Below are 260 nucleotides of genomic sequence, written 5' to 3'. Positions count from 1 at the left end.
GATCAACAAGGCGACGTGCTCGCTGCAGTCGGCGGGCGCCCGGAAAACGGCCATCTGCGTGTCGTCGAGCCCCCCGACCGGAAGCCGGGCGCGGGCGACGATCTCCGCCCGGCGACTGCGCGCGGCCTCCCCGACGTCAGCCGGGGCGAGGGTGATGGAAGCATCCGTTTCGACCAGCCACAAGGCGGGCAGAACCCCGGCGAGCCGCGCCAGCTCGATGGCGGCCGCGGCCGCCTCGGGCTCGGCCGGCGTCTGCAGGC

General features: G+C 75.0%; 1 protein-coding gene. It reads right to left on the bottom strand.

Annotation, left to right across the window (positions count from 1 at the left end):
- Positions 1–260, bottom strand: a 260-nt coding sequence (locus ACSNOK_RS34860; RefSeq protein ID WP_436784712.1) for a hypothetical protein, incomplete at both ends; no start/stop codon positions are given.

It is taken from the genome of Streptomyces sp. URMC 126, assembly GCF_051386555.1.
GTDB lineage: Bacteria > Actinomycetota > Actinomycetes > Streptomycetales > Streptomycetaceae > Streptomyces.
Note: the sequence above shows the minus strand (reverse complement) of the source record. Positions and strands in the feature narration are given on the sequence as shown.